We start from the raw sequence: 14,297 nt of genomic DNA on the forward strand, positions 1-14,297 counted from the left end.
CGCGCGCCGCGCCCGGCTGGAACCGCTCCATGCTCAAACAACTCTTGGCCACCAAACACCCCCACGCCAGCCACGAGGACGCCGGCGGGCTGGGCCTGCAACGCGCGCTCGGCCCCTGGGGCCTGACCGCGCTGGGCATCGGCGCGGTGATCGGCGGCGGCATCTTCGTCATCACCGGCCAGGCCGCGGCCAACCACGCCGGGCCGGCGATCATGCTCTCGTTCGTGCTGGCCGCGGTGTGCTGCGCGTTCTGCGCGTTGGCCTACGCCGAGTTCGCGGCGATGGTGCCGGTCTCCGGCAGCGCCTACACCTACACCTACGCCACCTTCGGCGAGCTGGCGGCCTGGTTCATCGGCTGGATGCTGGTGCTCGAGTACGGCGTATCGGCCTCGGCGGTGGCGGTCAGCTGGACCGGCTATTTCCTCAGCCTGCTCGACCACTTCGACATCCACCTGCCCGCGGCCCTGGTCAACGCGCCGCTGGACGGCAAGCTGCAGCCCACCGGCGCGATCGCCAACCTGCCCGCGGCCGGCATCGTGCTGCTGCTCACCTGGCTGTGCTACGTCGGCATCCGCAAGTCCTCGGCGATGAACATGGCGATGGTGGTGCTGAAGAGCGGCCTGATCGTGCTGGTCATCGCCGCCGGCTGGAAGTACGTCGACCCGGCCAACTGGCATCCGTTCATCCCCGCCAACGAGGGCCCGGGCAAGTACGGCCTGGACGGCGTGCTGCGCGGCGCGGCGATGGTGTTCTTCGCCTACATCGGCTTCGAGGCGGTGTCGGTGGCGGCGCAGGAATCGCACCGGCCGCAGCGCGACCTGCCGATCGGCATGATCCTGTCGCTGGTGATCTGCACCGTGCTGTACGTGGCCATGGCCGCGGTGATGACCGGGCTGCTGCCGTACACGCAACTGGGCACCGACGAGCCGGTGGTGACCGCGGTGGCGGCGCATCCGCAACTGGCCTGGCTGCGCGTGGTGGTGGAGATCGGCGCGCTGATCGGCCTGTCCTCGGTGGTGCTGGTGATGATCATCGGCCAGCCGCGCATCTTCATGATCATCGCCCGCGACGGCCTGCTGCCGCCGGTGTTCACCAAGATCCACCCGACCTACCGCACCCCGCACGTCAACACGGTGATCACCGGCATCGGCATCGCCCTGCTGGCGGCGCTGTTCCCGCTGGACGTGCTCGGCGAACTGACCTCGATGGGCACCCTGATCGCCTTCGCCGCGGTCTGCGCCGGCGTGCTGATCCTGCGCCGCACCCAGCCGGACCTGCCGCGCCCGTTCCGCATCCCGTTCGCCTGGCCGATCTGCATCGCCGGCGTGCTCAGCTGCCTGGCGCTGCTGTCGAAAATGACCGCACACAACTGGATGCTGATGGTCGGCTGGACGGTGATCGGCCTGGCGATCTACTTCGGCTACGGCTACCGCCACAGCCGCCTGCGCGGCAGCCAAGGCTGAGCCTTAGAGCCCCTCTCCCTCCGGGAGAGGGGTTGGGGTGAGGGTACGGAGCGCACAGCGCTGCGCAGATTTGGCAATGCGAGGCTTCGCCCGTACCCTCATCCGCCCCTGCGGGACACCTTCTCCCGACGGGAGAAGGAAAAGCGCTAGCCCCGCTCCCTCCGGGAGAGGGGTTGGGGTGAGGGTACGGCGCGAGGAGATGCGGGTGCGTGCTGTCATCCCAATCCAGCCAGCAAGCCCTACACTACGCGCATGAACGCACTGCCCTACGATTCCGAGCGCCTGCGCACGCTGGCGCACCTGCTGATCGACAACATCCGTGAGCTGTCGCAGGCCGGCTGGACGCCCGCCACCAGCAGCAACTTCTCGCACCGTCTGGACGATCGCCACGCCGCGATCACCGTCTCGGGCCGCGACAAGGGCCGGCTGGTGGAGGACGACATCATGGTGGTGGACTTCGACGGCCAGGCCGTCGGCCGGCCGCTGCGCCCGTCCGCCGAGACCCTGCTGCACACCCAGCTGTACCGGCGCTTCCCGGAGATCGGCTGCATTCTGCACACGCATTCGCCGGTGCAGACCATCGCCTCGCGGCTGTACGCGGCGCAGGGCCATATCCGCCTGGAAGGCTACGAGCTGCTGAAGGCGCTGCACGGCAACCAGACCCACGAGACCGCGGTGGACCTGCCGGTGTTCGCCAACACCCAGGACATGACCGTGCTGGCGGCGCAGGTCGACGCCCTGCTCGACCGCACGCCGCTGTGGGGCTACCTGATCGACGGCCACGGCCTGTACGCCTGGGGCCGCGACATGGCCGAGGCGCGCCGCCATCTGGAGGCCTTCGAGTTCCTGCTGCACTGCGAGCTGGAGCTGCGCAAGCTGCGCGCCGCCGGCTGATCCGCCGCGGCGCGACAGCGTTCCAGCGCCGCAACGGCCGCCGGCCACGCACCTGCTACCCTTTTCGTCCCCCTGCCGCTTTCGCCCACCGCCATGAGCCGACTCCGCATCTTCGCCGACACCACTCCCGACGCGCCGCTGTTCGACAGCCGCGATGGCGACGCGATCGCCGCCGAACTGCGCAAGATCGGCGTCACCTTCGAGCGCTGGCAGGCCAACCAGCCGATCGAGGCCGGCGCGTCGCCGGAGGCGGTCATGGCCGCCTACAAGACCGACATCGACCGCCTGGTCGCCGCCAACGGCTTCAAGACCGTGGACGTGGTCAGCATCGCGCCGGACAACCCGCAGCGCGAGGAAATGCGCAAGAAGTTCCTCGACGAGCACTTCCACAAGGAAGACGAGGTGCGCTTCTTCGTTGCCGGCTCCGGCCTGTTCACCCTGCACGTGGACGGCAAGGTCTACGAGATCGAGTGCGTGCAGAACGACCTGATCGCCGTGCCCGACGGCACCCACCACTGGTTCGACATGGGGCCGGAGCCACGCTTCGTGGCGATCCGCTTTTTCACCGAGCCGGATGGCTGGGTCGGCCACTTCACCGGCACCGACATCGCCCAGCGCTTCCCGCGCTACGAGGCGAAGCTGCGCGGCGAGGCGCACTGAGCGATGGCCGATCCGCGCGTCGTGCTCACCGACATCGAAGGCACCACCAGCAGCATCTCCTTCGTCAAGGACGTGCTGTTCCCCTACGCGCGCCGCGCCCTGCCCGGCTTCGTGCGCGAGCACGGCCAGCAGCCGCAGGTACGGCAGTGGCTGGACGCGGTCGCCAGCGAATGCGGCGGCATCTGCACCGATGCGGTGATCGTGGAGACCCTGCAGGGCTGGATCGACCAGGACCGCAAGCACACTGCGCTGAAGGCGCTGCAGGGCATGATCTGGGAAGCCGGCTACCGCGATGCCGACTTCACCGCGCACATCTATCCCGATGCCGCGCCGGCGCTGCGCCGCTGGCACGCCGACGGCCGTGCGCTGTACGTGTACTCGTCCGGCTCGGTGCCGGCGCAGAAGCTGTTCTTCGGCCACAGCGACGCCGGCGACCTGCGCGGGCTGTTCTCGGGCTGGTTCGATACCGAGATCGGCGGCAAGCGCGAGCAACCCAGCTACGCACGCATCGCCGAGGCGATCGGGGTGGCGCCGGCGCAGATCGTGTTCCTGTCCGACGTGGTCGCCGAACTGGACGCGGCGCGCAACGCCGGCCTGGACACGGCGCTGATCGACCGCCGCGAGGATTACCCGCAACCGCGCCAGGGCGAGGCCTGCAACGGCCACCGCCGCGCGGAGAGCTTCGCCGACCTGGGCTTCTGAGCCCGCATGCGCAGGCCCGTCGCTGCCTCGATCGCCGCGCTGGCGGCGTTGCGGTGCCCGCTCGCCGTGTTGCGCGGCCGGCTGCTGCCGGCCGCGCTGCTGGCGCTGGCGCTGCCGGCCTGCCATTCCGATGCCGGCGCGATGCCGGCCGGCGCGGCCGACACCGCGCAGGACGAGGCGGCGCAGGATCCGGTCGACCAGGCGCAGCTGCGCCAGGCACTGGGCGCGCTGCGGCCGCAGCGTCCGGGCGTCGCCGACCTGTACGTGGTCGGCTTCGCCGGCGACGCCAGCGAGGACGTGTTCCGCAACGAAGTGCTGTACCTGCGGCAGTTGTTCGCGCAGCGCTTCGGCGCCGCCGGGCGTATCGCCACCCTGATCAACCACGGCGACAATCTCGGCACGCACGCCTACGCGCCACAGGCCTCCTACGACAACCTGGCCGATACCCTGGACCGCATCGGCAAACTGATGGACAAGCGCGAGGACGCGCTGCTGCTGTTCCTGACCAGCCACGGCACCGAGCAGCACGAGCTGTATCTGCAGTTCGGCCCCGGCGAGGATGCCGAGTACGACACCATCACCCCGCAGGAGCTGCGCCGCCTGCTCGACGACGCCGGCATCCGCAACCGCATCATCGTGATTTCGGCCTGCTACTCCGGTGGCTTCGTGCCGGCACTGAAGACCGCCGACACGCTGGTCATCACCGCCGCGCGCCGCGATCGCCCTTCGTTCGGCTGCGGCAACACCGCCAGCGCCACCTATTTCGGCCGCGCCTGGCTGATCGACGCACTGGCGCGCACCACCGACATGGTCGAAAGCTATCGCCTGGCCAGCGCCGAGATCAGCGCACGCGAACAGGCCGAGGGCGAAGCGCCGTCGTATCCGCAACTGTACGTCGGTGCACGCATCGGCACATGGCTGCAGCACTGGCGCGCGCAGTTGCCGAATGCCGTCGCGCCGCCCTATCCGTATCCCGAACCCGATGCGGACGACGCGACGGACGCGGCCGATGGCGAGCAGACCGACGAACACGGTGCAACAGCCGCCCCCGCCGCGCCGACGCCAGCGCACGCCTCGGCACCGCCCGCGGCGACCACGCCCGCACGCTGACGCCACCGCGCGGGACGCAGGGGCGCCTGCAGGCGACGGTCCGTGCGGATACCTCGCGTTTGCCGGCCGGCGCGGGTCTCGGCGCGCCAGCCCTCACTGGTCCAGCGCGCCGAAAAGATGAGAGTGATTCGCGTTCGATCGCGACGCGCACGGGATCGCTAGAATCCCTCCCGCAGCAAGCCAGCCCGTGTTCGCCAGCCAGCTGCGCTCCGATCCAACCGCCCGCCAGCCTCCGCTCGCCAGCCAGGATCGCTTCGCTTCGTCGGCCTCCTTCGTGGAGGTTTTTTTGTTTCTGGGGTTGGCCGTGGCACGAGCGCGCTGGCCGTGGCTTGGCCGTGCGCGCCCCACATCACGCTCGTCGCGGCTGAAGCCGCTCCTACAGGGGCGTCGCGATGGCGGCAGGTGGGCTGCGACACCCCCAGAACGCACCGCCGGCGAGAGATTTCCGTTGTGCCCAACGCGGGCGACACCGGCTGGCATCGTCGCTTCGCTCGTCGCGGCTGAAGCCGCTCCTACAGCAGGCAAAGCTTCCGAAATGTTGATCGGCGCACTGTGGGAGGGACTTTAGTCCCGACGCCTGGAACACATGGCCGCCTAAAACCCTGTCGCGGCAGTCACGATGATCGAGCACGCAGCATCGCTGCGCGCTTGTCTGCCGATCACGGCCTACAGCCGCCATCCCATCACGGGCTGGCGTCCTGCAAGCGGTAGCTGCCGCTGGCACGCTGCTCGCCGCGCCAGCGGTCGAACGCGCGGACGTCGATGCGGTGCGCGCCCACGCTCAGGTCGGTCGGCAAGGCGCCGCGCCACAGGTGTTGCGAAGGAATCGCTTCGGGCGAGCGGTCGTAGCCGCGCAGCGCATCGGCGGCATCGTCGCGCACATTCTCGGCGAGCAGCGCAGGATCGGGCTGTTCGACGCGTTGCATCGGCTTCCAGGCGCCGTCGTCCACGCGGTACTCGACGCGGCTGTCGTTCTCGCCCATGTACACGTTCGCGTACACGCCCCAGGCCGGATAGGCACCGCGGCGCAACACCTTCGGCGCATGCAGGCCGATCTGGGTGTCGTCGGCGGCACGCGCGGCGTGGTAGGCCAACGCATAGCCGCCATCGCGGCGCACGGTCAGCAGCGCATAGCCGTTCGGGGTGCCATCGGCCATGGTCGCGGCGGGGATGCCGTCGGCATCCTTGACCCCGGACCAGAACGCGCCGCAGGCCGCGCCGACGTTGTACTCGTGCAGCGGCTGCGCACCGTGCCAGCCCTCGTCCGCACCGTGGTAGTAGTGACGCTGGGTATGACTGTGGCCGCTGAGCACCAGCACGTGCGGGAAGTCCTTCAGCAGCGCGAACAGCCGCGCGCGATCGGCATGCCGGAAGGTCTCCTTGCCGGGTGCGGCATCGAACAGCGGGATGTGCATCCCCAGCACCACCAGTCGGTCCTTGGGCACGCTGGCCAGGTAGGCCTGCAGGAAGGCGAACTGGTCCGCGCGCAGGCCGCCGATGTACTTGGGCTGTTGCGTCGGCTGGTAGACCACGTCGTCCAGGAACACGAAGCTGGCGCCGCCCTCTTCCACCGCGTAGGTGTCGGGGCCGTAGACCGCGCGCCAGCTCGACAGCGAATCGACATCGTCGCTCGCGTCGAAGTTGAGGTCGTGGTTGCCGGGCACGTGGAACCACGGCACCCCGAGCTTGGCGGTTTCCGCATTCAGCGCCGGATACAGCGACAGGTCGTCGCTGACCACGTCGCCCAGGGTGGTGCCGATGCGCGCATGGGTCTTGCCGCGCAAGGGTGCGACGATGTCGCGGGCGTAGTAGCCGACGTCGGTCATCGACGCAGTCTGGGTATCGGCGAACACCAGCACCTCGGTGCTGTCGGCCTTGGGCTGCGCGCGCAACGCGAAATCCCAGTGATCGGTGGCGCCGCTGGTCGGGGCAATGCCCGGGTACTTGAGCGTGGGCGAGCCGGCGGGCGCGTAGTGCCGCCAGTAGTCAGGCAGGCCGTTGCCGGCACTGACGAAGCTGTAACCGTCCGGCTTGATTACGAACACGGTGCGGCCGGGCTCCACTTCCAAGCGGTAGCGGCCCTGCGCGTCGGTGCGGACGATGTGCACCCCGTCGGACACCTGCACGCCGGCGATGCCGGTATCGCCCGGGCCGCGGCCCGGGGCGTTGTCGCGTTCCTGGTAGACGCTGCCGCTGATCGTGGCGGTCTGCGCCACGGCGGGGGCGGCGGCAGCCAACAGGCAGGCGAGGACGACGGGACGCAGCATGCGGAACATCCGGGGAAGCCGAGGGCCCCCGATTGTAGCCAGCTAGGCCGACGCGGCGATGACTGCGCCGGACCGGCTCAGCGGTGCCGCGCTTCCAGCACCGCCACCGCGTCGGCCAGGCCCAGGCCGCGCGCGCGCAGCAGCACGGTCAGGTGATAGAGCAGATCGGCGGATTCGCCGAGCAGCTCGTCGTCGCCCTGGGCGACGCCGGCCAGCGCGGTCTCCACGCCCTCCTCGCCCACCTTCTGCGCGATGCGCCGCGTGCCTTTCTCGAACAGCTGCGTGGTGTAGCTGCTCGCCGGCCGCTCGCGTTCGCGCTGCGCGACCAGGCGATCCAGCGCGCCCAGGAACTGGCCCGGCGCCTGCGGGAAGCAGCTGTCGCGGCCGAGGTGGCAGGTCGGCCCGCGCGGATGCGCCAGCACCAGCAAAGTGTCGCGATCGCAATCGGTGTCGATCGCGACCACGTCCAGGACATGGCCGGAACTCTCGCCCTTGGTCCACAGCCGCTGCTTGCTGCGGCTGTAGAAGGTGACCTGGCCGCTGCGGCGCGTGGCCGCCAGCGCCTCCTGGTTCATGTAGCCCAGCATCAGCACGCGCAGCGTGGCGGCGTCCTGTACCACCACCGGCAACAGGCCGTCGCCCTTGCCCCAGTCCAGCGCCGCGTCGGCGACGTCCGCCTCGTGGGAGTGTTCATGCGCCATCGCGCACCTCGATCTGTCGTTGGCGCAGGAAGCGCTTGAGTTCGGGAATGGGAATGGCGCCGCTGTGGAAGACGCTGGCGGCCAGCGCGCCGTCCACGTCGGCACGCTCGAACACATCGGCGAAGTGCTGCATCTCGCCGGCGCCGCCGGAGGCCACCAGCGGCACCTTGCACAGGGCGCGCACGGCGTGCAGTTGGGCGATGTCGTAGCCGCGGCGCACGCCGTCGCTGTCCATGCAGTTGAGCACGATCTCGCCGGCGCCCAGGCGCTGCGCCTCCACCACCCAGTCCAGGGTGCGCACGCGCAGCGCCTGGGTCTTGCTGGGATCGCCGGTGAAGCGGCGCACGCGCCACTGGCCGTCGTCCTCGCGGATCGAATCGATGCCGACCACCACACACTGCACGCCGAAGGCCTCGGCCAGCTCGGCGATCAGCGCCGGCCGCTCCAGCGCCGGCGAGTTGATCGAGATCTTGTCGGCGCCGGCGTGCAGCACCGCGCGCGCGGTGGCGACGTCGCGGATGCCGCCGGCCACGCAGAACGGGATGTCCAGCAACCGCGCCACTTTCTCGACCCAGGCGTAGTCCACCGAGCGCCCTTCCGGGCTGGCGCCGATGTCGTAGAACACCAGTTCGTCGGCGCCCTGGTCGCGGTAGCGCAGCGCCAGCTCGGCGATGTCGCCCATGTCCACGTGGTCGCGGAACTTGACGCCCTTGACCACGCGCCCCTCGCGCACGTCCAGGCACGGGATGATGCGTCGGCTCAGCATGCCAGCGCCTCGTCCAGCCGCAGCCGCCCTTCCAGCAGCGCCTTGCCGAGCACCGCGCCGGCACAGCCGGCCTCGCGCGCACCGCGCACGTCGGCGGCGTCGCGGATGCCGCCGGAGGCCTGCACCGCCAGCGTCGGCGCGAGCTGGCGCAGGTGCGCATACAGCGCCAGGTTCGGCCCGGACAGCATGCCGTCGCGGGCGATGTCGGTGCACAGCAGATGGACCAGCCCGGCCGCGGCGTATTCGCTGGCCAGCGCATCCAGGCTCAGCGACGAGGTCTCGGTCCAGCCGTGCACCGGCAGACGCCAGACGCCGTGCGTATCCTGGCGGCTGTCCAGCGCCACGGTGATGCGCTCGGGGCCGAACTCGCGCAGCCACTCCAGTACCGACTCGCGGTCGCGCACCGCCAGCGAGCCGATCACCACGCGGCTGGCGCCGGCATCGAGCAGGCGCTGCACGTCCGCGCGCGAGCGCACGCCGCCGCCGGTCTGCACCTGCAGCCCGGTCTCGCTGCGGATCCGCTGCAGCAGCGGCGCCAGGGTGTAGCCGCCGGCGCGGGCCGCATCCAGGTCGACCAGGTGCATCCACTGCGCACCGGCCTCGGCGAAGGCCTGGGCCCGGCGCAGCGGATCGTCGCCGTAGTGGGTCTCGCGGGCGTAGTCGCCCTGCGCCAGCCGCACCACGCGGCCTTCGCGGATGTCCAGCGCGGGATAGACGACGAAGCTCATGGGAAATCGGTCTCGAGGAAGTTGCGCAGGATGCGCGCGCCGGTGTCGGCCGAGCGCTCGGGATGGAATTGCGCGCCGCAGCGGCGGCCGTGCTGCACCACCGCGGTGAACAGGCCGCCATGGTCGCAGGCGGCGACGGTGTCGGCGGTGACCGGCGCGGCATAACCATGCACGAAGTAGGCGCTGGCGCCGTCGGGGACGCCTGCCAGCAGCGACGACGGCCGCAGCGGCAGCAGCCGGTTCCAGCCCATGTGCGGCACGCGGATGCCCAGCGCCGGCGGCATGCGCCGGACCACCCCGGTCAGCAGGCCCAGGCAGCCGACATCGCCCTCCTCCGAGCGCTCGAACAGCAACTGCATGCCCAGGCAGATGCCGATCAGCGGCACCTGTAGCGCGCGCAATGGCTCGATCAGACCTTGCTCGCGTAGCCGCGCCATCGCGTGCGGCGCGGCGCCGACACCTGGCAAGATCACCCGGTCCGCGCCTTGCAGTCCGGCGGCGTCGCGCACCAGCCGGGCTTCCACGCCGAGGCGTTCGAGCGCGTAGCGCACCGAACCGAGGTTGGCGCCGCCGGCATCGATCAGGGCGACATCGCTCATCGCACGCTCCCTGCGACACCCGCACGCATCACAGCACCCCCTTGGTCGAGGGCAGCGCCGCACCCTCGCGGCGCAGCGCTTGGCGCAGGGCGCGGGCCAGCGCCTTGAAGCAGGCCTCGACCTTGTGGTGGTCGTTGTCGCCGCGCACGCTCAGGTGCAGGTTCAGCCCGGCGGCATCGCACAGCGAGCGGAAGAAGTGCGGCACCAGCTCGGTGGGCATGTCGCCGACCCGCTCGCGCTTGAACTCGCCTTCGAACACGAAGTACGGGCGCCCGCTGAAGTCCAGCGCGGCACTGGCCAGGGTCTCGTCCATCGGAAGGGTGAAGCCGTAGCGGCCGATGCCGCGCTTGTCGCCCAGTGCCTGGCGCAGCGCCTGGCCCAGCGCCAGGCCGGTGTCCTCGATGGTGTGGTGTTCGTCGATGTGCAGGTCGCCCTCGGCACGCACGTCCAGCGCGAAGCCGCCGTGCTTGCCGATCTGCTCGAGCATGTGGTCGAAGAACGGCAGGCCGGTGGCGCAGTGCGGGTCGCGCGCCAGGTCCAGGTCGAGTTCCACCGCGATGCGGGTTTCCTTGGTGTCGCGCTGCACCCGCGCACGCCGCGGTGCATCGGCCAGCTCGTGAGCGATGCCGGCCCAGTCCCATTCGCCGCCGAATTGCGCGGTGCGCAACTGGAAGCCGCGGATGCGCAGGTTCTCGGCGAACTGGATGTCGGTGACACGGTCGCCGACCATCGCCGAGCGCGCCCAGTCGATGCTGCGGTCCTGCAGGTACGGCAGCATCAGGCCGATGCCGGGCTTGCGCGTGGGCGCATTGTCGGCCGGCCAGCTGCGGTCGACCAGCACCTCGCGGAACACGATGCCCTGGCTGGCGAAGATCTGCAGCATCAGGTCGTTGGGGCCGTCGAAGGCGGCCTGCGGATAGGCCTCGCTGCCGAGGCCGTCCTGATTGGTGACGATGACGAACTGGTAGCCGGCGTCGCGCAGTTTGAGCATGGCCGGGATCACGCCCTGCACGAAGCGCAGCTTCTCGTAGGCGTCGATCTGGAAATCGGCCGGCTCCTCGATCAGGGTGCCGTCGCGGTCCACGAACAGGATCGGGGTCATGCCGCCGCCCTCCACGCCTGCAGCGCGCCGAGCACGCGCTGGTTCTGCGCCGGCGTCCCCAGGGTGATGCGCAGCGCATCGCCCAGCCCCGGCGCGGCGCGCTGGTCGCGCACCACCACCCCGGCTGCCAGCAGCGCCTGGAACGCGCCCTCGGCGTCGTCGAAGCGCAGCAGCAGGAAATTGCCCTGCGACGGATACACCTGGCGCACGCCCGGCAGCGCGGCCAGCGCCGCCTGCATGCGCGTGCGCTCCGCGCGCACCTCCTGCACCCGCGCCGCGGTCTGCCGCAACGGTTCGGGCTGCAGCGCGGCCAGCGCCAGTTGCGTGCACGGCGCCGGGATCGGATACGGCGCCTGGCAGCGCCGCAGCACCGCGATCAGCGCCGGGTCGGCAATCACGCAACCGATCCGTGCCGCCGCCAGCGCGTGCGCCTTGGACAGCGTGCGCAGCACCGCCAGATTGGCGTGCCGCGCCAGCAAGGTCGTGGCCGAGGCTTCGTCGGAAAACTCGCCATAGGCTTCGTCGACCACCAGCACCGCACGGCCCTGCAGGCGCTCGGCGGCGCGCTCGATGTCGGCCAGCGCGATCGCCGCGCCGCCGGGGTTGCCCGGCGAACACAGGAACACCAGCTTGGCCATCTGGCTCAGCGCGGCGTCCACCACCGCGTCCACGTCGGTGAGCAGGCCGTCGGTCGTATCGCGCAGCGGCACCTCGACCACGCGCGCATTCTGCAGCCGCGCGCACACCGCGTACATGCCGAACACCGGCGGGGTGATGACGATGGCGTCGCGGCCCGGCTCGCACAGGGCACGCAGCAGCAGATCGATCGCCTCGTCGCTGCCGCGGCCGAGCAGCAGTTGCTCCGGAGTGCAGGCGTACAGCGCGGCCAGGGCGGCGCGCAGCCCCGGCGGTTGCGGATCCGGATAGCGGCGATTGCCGGCCTCGCCGTCGGCGGCGTTGGCCCAGGCCGATTCGTTGGCGTTGAGCCAGACCTCGCCCTGCAGCGCGCTGCTGCGCGCGGACGAATACCCGGCGAAGTCGCGCAGGTCCGGGCGGACCAGCGCCAGCACCGCGCGTGCGTCGGAGGCCGCGCTCATGCCGCCTTCTCCATGCGCAGCGCCACCGCGTTGGCGTGCGCATCCAGGCCCTCGGCGCGCGCCATCAGCACCGCACAGCCGCCGATCGCAGCGATGCCGTCGGCGCTGGCGCTCTGCACGCTGACGAAATTCTGGAAGCTGGCCACGCTCACGCCGCTGTAGGCACGCGCGGCGCCGCTGGTCGGCAGCACATGGTTGGTGCCGCTGCAGTAGTCGCCCAGCGCTTCGGGGGTGTAGTCGCCGAGGAACACCGAGCCGGCGGCCTCGACGCGGGGCAGCCAATCGCGCGGGGCACGCAATGCCAGGATCAGGTGTTCCGGCGCATAGCGGTTGCTGATCGCAAAGGCATCGTCCAGCGTGTCGACGCGGATCAGCCGCGACGCGGCCAACGCCTGCCGGGCGATCGCCGCGCGCGGCAGCGTCGCCAGCTGCCGCTCCAGTTCGTTCTCCACCGCCTCGATCAATGCGGCGCTGTCGGACAGCAGCAACACCTGCGAATCCGGGCCGTGCTCGGCCTGCGACAGCAGATCGGCAGCGACGAAGGCGGCATCGGCGCCGGCATCGGCGATCACCAGCACCTCGGACGGACCGGCCGGCATGTCGATCGCCGCCGCGCCGGCCTGCGCCACCTGTTGCTTGGCCTCGGTGACGTAGCTGTTGCCGGGGCCGAACAGCTTGTCGCAGGACGGCACGCTGTCGGTGCCATAGCCCATCGCCGCGATCGCCTGGGCGCCGCCGAGCTTGAACACCCGGTCCACCCCGCACAGGGCCGCCGCGACCAGCACCGCCGGATCGGCCGAGCCGTCGGCACGCGGCGGCGTGCACAGCACCACCTCGCGGCAGCCGGCCAGCGCCGCCGGCACGCACAGCATCAGCGCGGTGGACGGCAGCGGTGCGCTGCCGGCCGGCACGTACAGGCCGACCCGGCCGATCGGTCGCACCACGCGCTCGCAGACCACGCCCGGCGCGGTCTCGACCGCGTACGGCTGCGCCATGCCGGCGCGGTGGAACGTGTCGATCCGCGCCGCCGCGTCGGCCATCGCCGCGCGCAGCGGCGCCGGCACCGCGGCCTCGGCGGCGGCGAACTCCTCGGCGCTCACTTCGAAGGTGTCCAGCACCACGCCGTCGAAGCGTGCGGTGAGTTCGCGCAGCGCGCTGTCGCCGCGGCTGCGCACCGCATCCAGCACCTGCGCCACGGCGCTGCGGGTCTGGTCGGCGACGCGCTGCACCGGCCGGGTCAGCGCCTGGGTGCGCTCCTGCGCGTCGAGCGCGCTCCACTCCAATCGATTCATGCCAGCGACCGCTCCACCGTCAAGACCATCAACCCCTGCGCGCCTGCGCGCTCCAGTTCCTCCATGCGCTGCCAGGTGATCGCCCCATGGCACATGGTCTGCAATTGCAGCGGGCCGTCGGCGTCGCCGGGCAGTTGCACCAGCGGTTCGGCATCGGGCAGCAGCCGCGCCAGGTCGGCGACCCGCTCGCGCGCGGCGCGGAACATCAGCAGCTTGCTGTCGCGCAGCTTGAGCACGCCGTCGAGCCGGCGCAGCAGCATCGCCGCCAGGCCGGCGCGGGCGTCGGCCGGTTCGCGGACCGGGCCGGCCAGCACCGCCTCGCTCTCCAGCAGCGTCTCCACCGGCTTGAGCTGGTTGGCGGCCAGGGTGGCGCCGCTGGAGACCAGATCGCAGATCAGGTCGGCGGTGCCCAGGCGCGGCGCGATCTCCACCGAACCGGACAGCTCCACCACCTGCGCAGCGATGCCGCGCGCGTCCAGCCAGTCGGCCAGCACCGCCGGGTAGCTGGTGGCGATCCGCAGCCCCTGCACTTGTTGCGGGCCACTCCACTCCCAGCTCTCCGGCACCGCCAGCATCAGCCGGCACTGGCCGAAGTTCAGCCCGCGCAGGGCGCGATACGCCTCCGGCAGGCCATTGCGGCGGCGCTCGCCGGCCTGCTCGTCGAGTTCGTTGCGGCCGACGATGCCGAAGTCGCACACGCCATCGGCAATCAGGCCGGGGATATCGTCGTCGCGCACCAGCAGCAGGTCCACCGGCAACGATTCGCCGTAGCAGAACAGCTTGTCGCGGCTCTCGCGCCAGCTCAGCCCGCAGGCGGCCAGCACCGCACGGGCCGGCTCGGCCAGGCGGCCACTCTTCTGGATCGCGATACGCAGCCGGTCGCGGGCCGGTGCTGCCAGGGAAGCACTCATCAGGA

14 protein-coding genes are annotated in these 14,297 nt (G+C 71.0%); 5 read left to right on the forward strand and 9 right to left on the reverse strand.

Annotated features, from left to right (window positions below):
• Nucleotides 1-29: 29 nt before the first annotated feature.
• The 5 genes from FHR56_RS06135 to FHR56_RS06155 all read left to right on the forward strand — a co-directional run bounded on the left by FHR56_RS06135 (nucleotide 30) and on the right by FHR56_RS06155 (nucleotide 4,829).
• Nucleotides 30-1,463 (forward strand): amino acid permease, encoded by a 1,434-nt coding sequence (locus FHR56_RS06135; protein WP_160946633.1) that lies wholly within the window; start codon nucleotides 30-32, stop codon nucleotides 1,461-1,463.
• Nucleotides 1,464-1,715: 252 nt separating this feature from the next.
• A complete protein-coding gene (locus FHR56_RS06140; RefSeq protein ID WP_160946632.1) occupies nucleotides 1,716-2,357 on the forward strand; it encodes a methylthioribulose 1-phosphate dehydratase in 642 nt (213 codons plus the stop codon).
• Between the two features lie 93 nt (nucleotides 2,358-2,450).
• Nucleotides 2,451-3,017 carry an acireductone dioxygenase gene (locus FHR56_RS06145; RefSeq protein WP_160946631.1) on the forward strand — a complete coding sequence of 189 codons (567 nt, stop codon included), beginning with the start codon at nucleotides 2,451-2,453 and terminating at the stop codon, nucleotides 3,015-3,017.
• A 3-nt stretch (nucleotides 3,018-3,020) separates the two neighbouring features.
• Nucleotides 3,021-3,719 (forward strand): acireductone synthase, encoded by a 699-nt coding sequence (gene mtnC, locus FHR56_RS06150; RefSeq protein ID WP_160946630.1) that lies wholly within the window; start codon nucleotides 3,021-3,023, stop codon nucleotides 3,717-3,719.
• Nucleotides 3,720-3,725: 6 nt separating this feature from the next.
• On the forward strand, nucleotides 3,726-4,829 hold the full coding sequence (locus tag FHR56_RS06155) for a C13 family peptidase (protein ID WP_237473113.1): 1,104 nt from the start codon (nucleotides 3,726-3,728) through the stop codon (nucleotides 4,827-4,829).
• Nucleotides 4,830-5,512: 683 nt separating this feature from the next.
• Here FHR56_RS06155 and FHR56_RS06160 read toward each other — a convergent pair.
• From FHR56_RS06160 to hisG, 9 genes are all read right to left on the reverse strand, one after another.
• Nucleotides 5,513-7,096 carry a calcineurin-like phosphoesterase family protein gene (locus FHR56_RS06160; protein WP_184502438.1) on the reverse strand — a complete coding sequence of 528 codons (1,584 nt, stop codon included), beginning with the start codon at nucleotides 7,094-7,096 and terminating at the stop codon, nucleotides 5,513-5,515.
• A 77-nt stretch (nucleotides 7,097-7,173) separates the two neighbouring features.
• Nucleotides 7,174-7,797, reverse strand: coding sequence for a bifunctional phosphoribosyl-AMP cyclohydrolase/phosphoribosyl-ATP diphosphatase HisIE (hisIE, locus tag FHR56_RS06165; protein ID WP_160946628.1), 624 nt, complete (start codon nucleotides 7,795-7,797; stop codon nucleotides 7,174-7,176).
• Entirely contained in the window at nucleotides 7,787-8,563 is a 777-nt protein-coding gene (gene hisF, locus FHR56_RS06170) for an imidazole glycerol phosphate synthase subunit HisF (protein ID WP_160946627.1), read from the reverse strand. Before hisF ends, hisIE begins: the two co-directional genes overlap by 11 nt.
• Nucleotides 8,557-9,291 carry a 1-(5-phosphoribosyl)-5-[(5-phosphoribosylamino)methylideneamino]imidazole-4-carboxamide isomerase gene (gene hisA / locus FHR56_RS06175; protein ID WP_160946626.1) on the reverse strand — a complete coding sequence of 245 codons (735 nt, stop codon included), beginning with the start codon at nucleotides 9,289-9,291 and terminating at the stop codon, nucleotides 8,557-8,559. Before hisA ends, hisF begins: the two co-directional genes overlap by 7 nt.
• The gene (hisH, locus tag FHR56_RS06180) at nucleotides 9,288-9,890 is read right to left on the reverse strand and encodes an imidazole glycerol phosphate synthase subunit HisH (protein ID WP_160946625.1); all 603 of its coding nucleotides are present in this window, start codon (nucleotides 9,888-9,890) and stop codon (nucleotides 9,288-9,290) included. Before hisH ends, hisA begins: the two co-directional genes overlap by 4 nt.
• A 28-nt stretch (nucleotides 9,891-9,918) precedes the next feature.
• Nucleotides 9,919-10,992 carry a bifunctional histidinol-phosphatase/imidazoleglycerol-phosphate dehydratase HisB gene (gene hisB, locus FHR56_RS06185; RefSeq protein ID WP_160946624.1) on the reverse strand — a complete coding sequence of 358 codons (1,074 nt, stop codon included), beginning with the start codon at nucleotides 10,990-10,992 and terminating at the stop codon, nucleotides 9,919-9,921.
• The gene (gene hisC / locus FHR56_RS06190; RefSeq protein WP_160946623.1) at nucleotides 10,989-12,089 is read right to left on the reverse strand and encodes a histidinol-phosphate transaminase; all 1,101 of its coding nucleotides are present in this window, start codon (nucleotides 12,087-12,089) and stop codon (nucleotides 10,989-10,991) included. The genes hisB and hisC overlap by 4 nt, the downstream gene beginning before the upstream one ends.
• Nucleotides 12,086-13,381, reverse strand: coding sequence for a histidinol dehydrogenase (gene hisD, locus FHR56_RS06195; RefSeq protein ID WP_160946622.1), 1,296 nt, complete (start codon nucleotides 13,379-13,381; stop codon nucleotides 12,086-12,088). Before hisD ends, hisC begins: the two co-directional genes overlap by 4 nt.
• Entirely contained in the window at nucleotides 13,378-14,292 is a 915-nt protein-coding gene (hisG, locus tag FHR56_RS06200) for an ATP phosphoribosyltransferase (RefSeq protein WP_010340765.1), read from the reverse strand. The genes hisD and hisG overlap by 4 nt, the downstream gene beginning before the upstream one ends.
• Between the last annotated feature and the right edge of the window lie 5 nt (nucleotides 14,293-14,297).

The sequence above is a fragment of the Xanthomonas sp. F10 genome (assembly GCF_014206815.1).
Classification (GTDB): domain Bacteria; phylum Pseudomonadota; class Gammaproteobacteria; order Xanthomonadales; family Xanthomonadaceae; genus Xanthomonas_A; species Xanthomonas_A indica.

Coding starts and splice junctions, on each gene's coding strand:
- FHR56_RS06135 (WP_160946633.1), top strand. CDS start 30: ATGCTCAAACAACTCTTGGCCACCAAACACCCCCACGCCAGCCACGAG.
- FHR56_RS06140 (WP_160946632.1), top strand. CDS start 1,716: ATGAACGCACTGCCCTACGATTCCGAGCGCCTGCGCACGCTGGCGCAC.
- FHR56_RS06145 (WP_160946631.1), top strand. CDS start 2,451: ATGAGCCGACTCCGCATCTTCGCCGACACCACTCCCGACGCGCCGCTG.
- mtnC (WP_160946630.1), top strand. CDS start 3,021: ATGGCCGATCCGCGCGTCGTGCTCACCGACATCGAAGGCACCACCAGC.
- FHR56_RS06155 (WP_237473113.1), top strand. CDS start 3,726: ATGCGCAGGCCCGTCGCTGCCTCGATCGCCGCGCTGGCGGCGTTGCGG.
- FHR56_RS06160 (WP_184502438.1), bottom strand. CDS start 7,096: ATGCTGCGTCCCGTCGTCCTCGCCTGCCTGTTGGCTGCCGCCGCCCCC.
- hisIE (WP_160946628.1), bottom strand. CDS start 7,797: ATGGCGCATGAACACTCCCACGAGGCGGACGTCGCCGACGCGGCGCTG.
- hisF (WP_160946627.1), bottom strand. CDS start 8,563: ATGCTGAGCCGACGCATCATCCCGTGCCTGGACGTGCGCGAGGGGCGC.
- hisA (WP_160946626.1), bottom strand. CDS start 9,291: ATGAGCTTCGTCGTCTATCCCGCGCTGGACATCCGCGAAGGCCGCGTG.
- hisH (WP_160946625.1), bottom strand. CDS start 9,890: ATGAGCGATGTCGCCCTGATCGATGCCGGCGGCGCCAACCTCGGTTCG.
- hisB (WP_160946624.1), bottom strand. CDS start 10,992: ATGACCCCGATCCTGTTCGTGGACCGCGACGGCACCCTGATCGAGGAG.
- hisC (WP_160946623.1), bottom strand. CDS start 12,089: ATGAGCGCGGCCTCCGACGCACGCGCGGTGCTGGCGCTGGTCCGCCCG.
- hisD (WP_160946622.1), bottom strand. CDS start 13,381: ATGAATCGATTGGAGTGGAGCGCGCTCGACGCGCAGGAGCGCACCCAG.
- hisG (WP_010340765.1), bottom strand. CDS start 14,292: ATGAGTGCTTCCCTGGCAGCACCGGCCCGCGACCGGCTGCGTATCGCG.